This is a genomic window from Vibrio sp. 1F253 (assembly GCF_041439295.1).
GTDB lineage: Bacteria > Pseudomonadota > Gammaproteobacteria > Enterobacterales > Vibrionaceae > Vibrio > Vibrio tasmaniensis_A.
Genome location: NZ_JBGONU010000001.1, coordinates 260,796 through 268,719 on the forward strand (window position 1 = coordinate 260,796; position 7,924 = coordinate 268,719).

At 45.5% G+C, this 7,924-nt stretch carries 5 protein-coding genes; 1 reads left to right on the forward strand and 4 read right to left on the reverse strand.

Annotated features, from left to right (window positions below; genetic code table 11):
- Positions 1–4: 4 nt before the first annotated feature.
- A complete protein-coding gene (locus tag ACED28_RS01200; RefSeq protein ID WP_371709105.1) occupies positions 5–3,103 on the forward strand; it encodes an efflux RND transporter permease subunit in 3,099 nt (1,032 codons plus the stop codon).
- Positions 3,104–3,194: 91 nt separating this feature from the next.
- On the opposite strand, the gene ACED28_RS01205 is transcribed toward ACED28_RS01200, so the two are convergent.
- The 4 genes from ACED28_RS01205 to ACED28_RS01220 form a co-directional block, all read right to left on the reverse strand.
- Complete coding sequence (locus ACED28_RS01205) at positions 3,195–3,683, reverse strand: hypothetical protein (protein WP_012604429.1); 489 nt, start codon at positions 3,681–3,683, stop codon at positions 3,195–3,197.
- A 168-nt stretch (positions 3,684–3,851) separates the two neighbouring features.
- Positions 3,852–5,828: an alkyl sulfatase dimerization domain-containing protein gene (locus ACED28_RS01210; RefSeq protein ID WP_102257821.1), complete on the reverse strand. Its 1,977-nt coding sequence runs from the start codon at positions 5,826–5,828 to the stop codon at positions 3,852–3,854.
- A gap of 255 nt (positions 5,829–6,083) precedes the next feature.
- Entirely contained in the window at positions 6,084–7,073 is a 990-nt protein-coding gene (locus tag ACED28_RS01215) for an efflux RND transporter periplasmic adaptor subunit (protein WP_371709106.1), read from the reverse strand.
- On the reverse strand, positions 7,073–7,714 hold the full coding sequence (locus tag ACED28_RS01220; protein ID WP_371709107.1) for a magnesium transporter: 642 nt from the start codon (positions 7,712–7,714) through the stop codon (positions 7,073–7,075). Before ACED28_RS01220 ends, ACED28_RS01215 begins: the two co-directional genes overlap by 1 nt.
- Between the last annotated feature and the right edge of the window lie 210 nt (positions 7,715–7,924).

The following is a 7,924-nucleotide window of genomic DNA, read 5'->3' on the forward strand; positions in this document are numbered from 1 at the left end:
TAGCATGAAAATCATAGAGACTATTTCCAACACTCGACTGCTTATCTTAATGACAGCACTGCTGATGGTGAGTGGTATTTCTGCGTTCATGACGTTGCCACGTGCAGAAGACCCAGTAATCATCAACCGTTACGCGAACATCACAACCAGTTTCCCCGGAGCCAGTGCCGAGCGTGTTGAAACCTTGGTAACAGAAGTTATCGAGAACAAGCTGCGTGAGCTGAGTGAAGTTAAACTCGTGAGCTCAACCTCAAGGCCGGGCGTGTCTATTGTCACCTTAGAATTGAATGACACCATCACCGAGCCTGAGCCAGTTTGGTCTCAAGCTCGCGACAAGCTATCTGACATCGAATCCATTTTGCCTGCGGGCTCTCATTCTCCCGATCTCGACAGTGATCATACCTATGCTTTCACAACTATCGCATCTCTAACCTGGTCTGGTGCAGGTGAACCTGACCGATTAACACTCGGGCGCTATGCCAAAGAACTCGCTAAGCGACTAAGAACTTTGTCGGGTACTGAATTCGTTGATGAATACGGGATGCCACAAGAAGAGATTCAAATCAGTTTACGTACGGCCGATGCCGCCGCGTTGGGGCGTTCAAGTGCCAATATTGCTGAGTCGCTCGAAGGGGCAGACGCCAAGAACTCCGCCGGCGAGTTAGTGAGTGCTTATTCTCGCTTTGGCTTAGAAATTAAATCTGAACTCGATTCTATTGAACGCATTAAGCAAGTGCTAATAGCCACTGATAGCAATGGTCACATCATCCGTATGGAAGACATTGCTTCTGTGAAACGTGGTGAGAAAACCCCACAAGACCAGATTGCCATTATTGATGGTGAGCCGGGTGTGATTGTTGCGGCAAGAATGCATCCTGATCTGCGAGTTGATAATTGGACGTCGCGAGCTAATGCTCTGATTGGTAAATTTGAGCAAGAGTTACCAAGTAACGTTAAGGTGACAGTGCTGTTTAATCAGCAAGGTTATACCGAGACTCGCTTAGACGATTTAGGCAAAAGCTTGATGATCGGTTTTGGTCTGATCTTGATTGTTCTGTTTGTCACTTTAGGCGTGCGTGCCGCGATCTTAGTCGCCATTTCTCTGCCGTTAACCTCATTATTGACCTTGTCGATCATGAAAATGACCGGTGTGCCGATTAACCAAATGTCGGTGACAGGCCTAATTGTGGCGCTCGGGATCATGGTTGATAACGCGGTGGTGATGGTCGATACCATTCAGGCGTATCGTTTGAAAGGGCAACAACGAGCAGAAGCAACCATGAATGCGTTGAAGCATTTATGGGTGCCGTTATTAGGCTCAACCTTAACTACCGTGTTGGCGTTTGCCCCGATTATCTTGATGCCGGGAGCATCGGGTGAATTTGTCGGTGGTATTGCGATTACCGTTTCTTTCTCATTGATCGGCTCTTACATTATCTCGCACACCTTAATCGCAGGATTGGCGACCAAGCTACTGCCCAAGCAACTCAGTGATGTCGACAAGAAAGGACAGCACCATTGGTACATGACGGGTTTGAGAATCCCGGCTTTGACGCGCTGGTTCTCATCTTCTGTCCGCTTTGGTGTCACGCATCCAATCATCACGATTGCTTTGGTGTTGTTGGTTCCGTTTACCGGTTACTGGAGTATGTCTCAGCTGACTGAGCAATTCTTCCCGCCATCAGACCGAGACATGTTTGAGATTCAGGTTTATATGCCGCCGCAAGCGAGCATTTATGCCACTAAAAACATCTCTGAAAAAATCGACGATATCATTCATCGTTACCCTGAAGTGGAGCGTATCGATTGGCTGGTGGGTGCAAACTTCCCATCCTTCTATTACAACCTGCAAGCGAGGCAAAATAACGCGCCGTACTTCTCGCAAGCCATGGTGAAAACAGAGAACTTTGACCAAGCCAATGCGCTAATTCCACAGTTGCAAAAGGTGTTGGATGAAGAGGTGCCGGAAGCACAAATCTTGGTACGTAAGCTTAACCAAGGGCCTCCATTTACCGCGCCCGTTGAACTGCGAGTGTATGGTGAAAACCTCGATACGTTGAAAGCGATTGGTGAGGATGTGCGATTGATTTTGGCGGCTGTTCCTCATGTGACGCACACAAGGGAAACGCTGCAACCAGGTACGCCGAAGGTGTGGTTGAAGGTTGATGAAGACACCGCAAAGCTGAATGGTATTTCATTGAACCAGTTCGCAGGTATGCTGCAAACTACGCTGACAGGTCGTGAAAGTGGTTCTGTGATTGAAGGCAGTGAGTCGGTACCAATCCGTGTTCGTGTGGCAGATGAGGCGCGTGAAAACTTGGCTCACTTAAGCAATATTCGTTTGCCAATCAGTTCAGATGTCTACTCGACAGGTATTAACGTATCGACACTGGCCGAACTTGAATTGACGACCAGTCGCGGCGCGATAACCCGCCGAAATGGGCAACGTGTGAATACCATTGAGGGCTACATTGAAGCGGGTGTCTTGCCTCAAACGGTGCTCAATGAATTCCAAAAACGCCTAGAAAGCTATCAGATGCCATCGGGTTACACGATTGGTTTTGGTGGTGAATCCGCTGAACGAGATAATTCAGTCAACAGCCTTATCTCGAATGTCGCCGTTGTGGTGGTATTGATGGTGTTGGTGGTGGTGATGTCGTTCAACTCGTTCCGAATGAGTAGCATTATCTTCATGGTAGCAGGATTGGCTGGTGGGCTAGGGCTGTTATCGGTGTGGATCTTCGGTTATCCGTTCGGCTTTACGGTGATCATCGGCATGCTTGGGATTGCAGGCTTAGCGATTAATGCGGCCATTGTGATTCTGACGGAATTGAAACTCGATAAGCAAGCCTCATCAGGCAATGTGGACGCGGTCGTTGAGGCAGTGATGTCGTGTACTCGCCATATCAGCTCGACAACGATTACAACCGTTGGTGGCTTTATGCCATTGATTATTGCTGGTGGCGGTTTTTGGCCTCCATTTGCAGTCGCGATTGTCGGCGGTACAGTATTAACCACGCTTATCTCGTTCTACTTTGTGCCTGTGGTTTATCATTTGATGACTAAAAATCAGCGTAAAAACATAGTGACTCAAGCTGCGTAACTGTTTTTCAATTTAACTGCTCTTCAATTACCCATAATCGAGCCGTATCTGGTTCGATTATGGCGTTGTTCTCTCACTAAATTCATTCCAACTACCCTTCAAAAATATCACTAAGCCAATCTTCAAGTTGCTCTCGTTTATCTTGTGGGCCATTGATGATCACCAAACCGTTTAGTGTCGCGTGATCCCAAGAGATGGTGCCAGTAGCTAGCGCATCGAACACATCGAGTTCCGTAATCAGTAATAGATCTTCCTCTGTAGGCAAAGTATCTCGACCTGACACATCGACACCTTTCTCAAGTTTAACTTGGCTGTAATGACCTTTAATTGCTTCGAATAAGTTGAACTCAATTTTGCTTGGGTGGGGTTTCGCAAGCGCAGCCTTGATGGCAAAGAGTCGAAAATGATCCGGTTTATTGAGGTTGTTGAATTCATCGTCTTGTCTGGCTGTGATGACGTTGCCAAAGACTTCTAGTGAACCGGGCTCTGTCACTAAACTAAATCCTGTATCTTGGTGAAGACCACAAGCGAAAGTTAGGGAAGATGTGAGTGAAAGAATGAGAGCAAATCGTTTTAGCATGTGTGAACCTTAAACGAACTAGGGCAGTTTTCTTACTTCAACAATAGATCGAGATTGTTGAGTGAAGGTTGCGAACTGTACCAATAAATAAACGATAAAGGGACCACAATAGGTCCCTAAGTTATCGGCTCGCCATCCTTAGCATGCCTTTGCTTGGTGTATATCTAATTAACGAACGATTAGCATGATCTCTTCTGGAGTCATTGGCTTATCGAAGTAGCTCATGAATTGACCGAAGCCTTTGATGTCGCCGTTCGAGAACTTGAATGCACCAGACTGTAGGTTGCTACCAATCACTTGTTGAGCGTTTGGACCCGCAATCAAGATTTGGTTCAGTACTGCACGAGTGGTGTCGATTTGAACGTCTGCGCCTTTTACTGCTTCTTCGTGTAACTGAGCAATACCGTTACGGATTTCGATAGTGAATGCTTCGTTCGTATCAGAGAAGTTGTACGTTAGCATCATGTTCACGTCTAACGAGTTTTCTGCGATAAGCGTTGAAGTCATCATGTCGAAGATCTGCTTACTTGGTAGCGCAGTAAGCACGTCAACAGAAGCGAAGCTGATCATGTTAGAGAAGTCACGTTTGTTCTCTAGTTCAGCCGCCGCGTTAAGCGCCCAGTTACGCCAGTTGATGTTCACTTGGTCTGCAGCCCATGCTTTGTAAGCTTGTGCTTTCATCTCGCGAGCTTCCATATCTTGCTTGTTTACCGTGATTGGGTAAGAAAGAATTTCTGCTGCAAATGTGTAGTTTTCAGCCTTAATTGCTGCTTGTGCAGTCGTAAGGATGTTCTCACGGCCGCCCATGATCTCTACGAACGCTTTAGCACGTTGCTCGTAAGCCATTGGCTCTAATTGCCATGGATCTGCTTCGAAGAAACCGTTGTAACCAACGTAGATCTGACGAACAGCATGTGCAACGGTACCGTAGTGCTCTCCTAACCAAGGGTGCTCAGCAAGGTGCTTAGGAAGTTTAACGACTTCAACTAGCTCGTCCGGCGTCATACCTTTGTTCATGTAACGGATAGTTTGGTCATGCGTGTATTGAATCGCATCACGGTAAGCCGTTAGTACGTCAGCTACCGCTTCTTTACCTTCAACTGGACGACCGTGAGAGTTAATCATGATCTCAGTGTCGAACTTACGCATTACGTCGATGCCCTTGAACCACATTGATGGGTCACGGAATTTAGTACCACGAATAGTGTGAAGATTAGGGAAGTTCTCTCCTTGAAGTACTTCCGCAGCGTGCAGGATTTTCTGATCTGGGAAGTAAACCACTAACTCATCTTTCGTTTCAGATGGCACGTTCTCAATGTGCATTTTCACGCCAGCGATTTCGATTTCGATGTGGCTTTGGCTTGGTACAAGCAGGTTTGGTTCGATGAACGAAATAGCACCTTGCATGAAGCGTGGGCCAAGGCCGTCATTTACTGTACCGTGCTCACCTTCTTCTACGTGCTTAGCACCTGTGTAAGAAGTGCGGTGACCAAATAGAGTACCTAGGTTTGAAGACCAGTTAGCCACTGCAGCTGTTAGGCCTTCTTCAGCGATGATTTTTACTTCACCTGATGCTACTTCTTCGTCAGTAACCCATGCACGCACGCCAGAGATGTGGTCGATGTGGTTGTGAGAGTAGATGATTGCTTTAACCGGTTTGTCTGTGATTTGACGGAACTGCTCTTTAACCGATTGAGCCATTTCTACTGACTCGCCTGGATCAACAATGATGATGCCGTCAGTACCTTCAATCATGACTGGTGTGTCTAGACCGAAGCCGTAACCAAGGTAAATATTGTCATCTACTTGGATGATAGCTTGGTCCATTTTACGACCATGCTTGGTTAGGATTGGATGAACGTGGTCAGATTCTGCAGTGTAAGCTAGAGAATCGCCCGTTTTAGAAACAACCTGGATACGTTCGCCTTTACCCCAGAACATGTTTGACTTGTGTTCGAATAGAACCTCGCTTTTGTAGCGTGCATCAAGATCGATGTTTTGGTATTGAGCTGCGTTTGCCGTTTGAAGTTCTTGGCCTACTTTTGATACTGCTTCAACAGTGGGTGTTGCTGATGCAAAACCAGAAGCAAATAGAGCGCTTGCGATAGCAACAGGAAGAGCCATTTTTTTGAATGTATTAGTCATGATAGTGACCTTATATTTGGATACAGGAATTGGATTTCTTGACTCAAATAATAGAGAGGATAGAGGTCGCTATCTACACGCTAATAGTATTTCGATATATCGCTTTTACGATGATTGGGTTGTTATTTATATTGATTTTTCGATTTATATCGAAGGTTAAATTAGGAAGATTGGTTTGTGATAGATACAAAAATGCCCTGAAAACCAGGGCATTTCTTAAAGAACTAAAAGTAATATTTTCGATTATCTAAGTGCTTACCAAGCTCCTAAGTAAGACTTATAAGATTGCAGGCGAACTGTTGCTGCACCGATAATATCAATAAAGCCCCAGAACGGATGCGGTTTCTCAGCAGAAATCCAAGCCGCACCAGCCGCACCGATTGGGATATCGAAACCTTCTGGTTCGATGATCTCAAGAACGATGGTACGGCCTAATCCGTTACTATTTCTTACAACGTGTTGACCAACACTCTGTGGGCCTTGAAATGGAGAAATAGCCGCTTCGCCAGTACCGGTTGTGAAGCTGTGTACTTTTGCTCTGAACACGTGACCTGGGTATGCATCAACGAAAAACTCTGCGAAATCGCCTTTTTGAACATATCCGTAAGTTTGGTCAGAAACTCGCATTTCTAAAAATTTCTTGTTGGTGTTGTAAAGGTGCATGTTGCCCATGACTGAACCTTCGGCAATGTTGACAATCGCGACTTGTCCATCAAACTCAGCACGAATCGTCTTTTTCTCTTGCGCCCAGTTCACTTTTTGAAGATCGGCAACCAATGAATTAAGTTCAGCGTTCATTACACGTAGGTCAGAATCGTATTTCTCAACATCACGCGCATTAAAGATTTGCGGTGATGTTTCAGCACGCTCAAGATCTCGTGTCATCTGCTTGATCTGTTCTTCCTTCTTAACAATGGCAGATTCGATCTTTGCTTTGTCAGCTGCAGAGTTAATGTCGACGAGTGTGTAAAGTACATCGTTTTCTTTTACTCGTTGGTTGTGGTCAACATGGATTTCATCAATTTGTTGGCCAAATACAGGCGACATTACCGCGTGTGGTGCTTTTACTGTGGTTGAGTTCGTTAAATCAACCGGCGCCCACAAGCGAGAAATAACCGCCAATACCGCAAGAATCGTTACGCCGCCAATGGCAGCCCACGTGTAGTTTTTGAAGTTCTTCTTCAGTGCGCCTGTCGCAAACAGTGACCATACAATTAGGATGTATGGAATCATCATCTCTTTCATTATGCGACCTCTTTTTCTGTAGGGGATGGTTTTGTTGGAGTCTTTTCTTCTGAAGCCTGTTCTTTTGAAGGCTGAGCTTCTGAAGACGGTTGTACTGGAGACTGTTGTGTTTGAGACGGCTCTGTTGCCGATTTTTCAGGTGATACGTGGACTGCGGCTGCCTCTGAATTGGTCGCGTCTTGTTTAGGCTGCACACCACGGCGAATGACATCACTCAGTGATTGACCAATATGTTTCCAGTTCGCTAGCGCGATAACCAAGGCGATAACCCAGAATGTTTTGCTGATGAAGAGCCCGCAAAGTGACAGTGCAAAAACGATCTGTACGTGAGCGCTTTTGTGTTCTTTTGCTTTATGCACACCCAGTTCATGCAACTGCCACATGCCGTAAACACCGGCTAATACCACAGCAATGGTCACCGAGAACAAGTAACCAGAGAAGTACTCCATCTGGAAGAAGTTCATCATCATTTCATTAGGATGATTGTTGAATTGAGACATGTCGATGTCTTTAGAATGGATAGTGCCTAACGGTGCAAGAGCCCATGCACCAGCAAACATTACCGCCATAAACAGGCAGAATTTAATCAAGACCATCACAACGGCCCAGATTTTCTGGAAAATGATTTTTATAAAGTTCATATCTCAACCTACATCAATAAGAAGAGAGAATTTGCAGCCTAGAAGTCACCTTTAATGACATCTTAAAAAGTAGATGTCTATTATGTGGGTAGATTAGTGCCCATAATAAACAAAAGTAATAGATGATATTTAAAATGATATTGCACAGTCCAGACGGCTTTGTTGCGTAATTCAATGGAACTAAATCAAGAACCTACGATCTGATCAGCT

Excerpts from the sequence above, each read along its gene's own strand:
- ACED28_RS01200 (WP_371709105.1), top strand. The coding sequence starts at position 5 with ATGAAAATCATAGAGACTATTTCCAACACTCGACTGCTTATCTTAATG.
- ACED28_RS01205 (WP_012604429.1), bottom strand. The coding sequence starts at position 3,683 with ATGCTAAAACGATTTGCTCTCATTCTTTCACTCACATCTTCCCTAACT.
- ACED28_RS01210 (WP_102257821.1), bottom strand. The coding sequence starts at position 5,828 with ATGACTAATACATTCAAAAAAATGGCTCTTCCTGTTGCTATCGCAAGC.
- ACED28_RS01215 (WP_371709106.1), bottom strand. The coding sequence starts at position 7,073 with ATGAAAGAGATGATGATTCCATACATCCTAATTGTATGGTCACTGTTT.
- ACED28_RS01220 (WP_371709107.1), bottom strand. The coding sequence starts at position 7,714 with ATGAACTTTATAAAAATCATTTTCCAGAAAATCTGGGCCGTTGTGATG.